Annotated in this window: 1 protein-coding gene; it reads right to left on the reverse strand. The window is 68.2% G+C overall.

The features are described 5' to 3' along the window. Positions 1 to 12: 12 nt before the first annotated feature. Positions 13 to 1,314, reverse strand: a complete 1,302-nt coding sequence (locus tag DS079_RS16955; protein WP_126988919.1) for an ISL3 family transposase — start codon at positions 1,312 to 1,314, stop codon at positions 13 to 15. Between the last annotated feature and the right edge of the window lie 119 nt (positions 1,315 to 1,433).

The following is a 1,433-nucleotide window of genomic DNA, read 5'->3' on the forward strand; positions in this document are numbered from 1 at the left end:
GGCTCTTCGCATTTAAGGGTGTAGGAGGGGTCTGAAGCCGCCGGCTTCGAGGAGGCTGCGAGCGATGTAGTGGACGAGGTTGCGGAAGCCCAGTGCGGAGCCGCGGAGGTGCTCGAGCCGGCCGTTGATCGCCTCTGTCGGGCCGTTGCTGGTGCCGGGCCGATCGAAGAACGCGAGCACGTCCGTGGCTCGTTTCGTGAGGGTGCGGCCGAGCTTGGCGAGCTCGGGCAGTGCGTCTGGGACGTTTTTGCCCAGCGCAGCGATGATCTTCTCCATCCGCTGCCTCGCTCGGGTCCGGTCGGGTTCTCGGTAGGCCTCGACCGTGGCCTGGTAGACCTCCCACGCCGCTTCGACCGCGATGTGCTGCTCGGCGGTGAACAGGGCGGAGAGCCGGTCGCACTGCCGATCGGTGAGTAAGCTCGTCCCGGTGTGGAGCGTCCGTCGGGTCTTGTAGAGAGGGTCGTCCTTGCGGCCTCTGCGCTTGTGGAGCTGCTGCTGGACGCGTCGGCGGCAGTCGTCCAGGGCGTCGCCGGCCAGGCGGACGACGTGGAACGGGTCCATCACGGTGATCGCGTGCGGGAGAGCGTCCTGGGTCGCGGTCTTGAACCCGGTGAACCCGTCCATCGCGACGACCTCGACGCCCTTCTTCCAGGCCTCGGGGCGGGCCTCCAGCCACGCCTTGAACGACGCTTTCGAGCGGCCCTCGATCATGTCCAGCAGCCGCGCGGGACCCGTCTTGTTCCTGGTCGGCGTCAGATCGATGACCACGGTGACGTACTTGTCACCGCGCCGGGTATGGCGCCACACATGCTCGTCCACCCCGATCACACGGACGTCGTCGAAGCGTGTCTCGTCGTTGATCAGCACGCGTCGGCCCTCGGCCAGGACCGCTTCGTTCGCCGTGCGCCAGGCGACGCCCAGCCCGGCCGCGATCCTCGAGACGGAGAGGTGGTCGATGACCAGGGCCTTCAATGCCCACCGGATCCCGCCATGGGAGAGCTTCGCCCGTTCGGGTGCGGCAGAGGTGGTGTCTTCCCGCCACCGGGCTCCGCAGTGCTGGCAGTGGTAGCGGCGGACCCGCAGCAGCAGAGTCGTGGGCCGGTGGCCGAACGGCTCGTGCGCCAGGGACCGCGAGATCGAGCCGCGCGACGTTCCTCGAGCGCCGCAGCTGCGGCACCACGGATCCGCGACGGCCAGGCGACACTCGAGCACAGCGCGATCGGCCGTGATGCGCTGCCCGACAGCGATCAGGCCGAGATCGTCCAGGCCGGTGAAAGTCGTCAGATCAGGGGTCGCGAAGGTAGCGTGGGGCACGTCGAGGTCTTCCAGATGGCGAGCGTCAGAACTTCCATCATCGGGAGACCTCGACGTCTATCCCGGCACCGACGCGCCCACCCCGTGACCCGCACCTACACCCTCAGATGCGAAGAGCC

It is taken from the genome of Brachybacterium paraconglomeratum (assembly GCF_003994255.1).
Classification (GTDB): Bacteria; Actinomycetota; Actinomycetes; order Actinomycetales; family Dermabacteraceae; genus Brachybacterium; species Brachybacterium conglomeratum.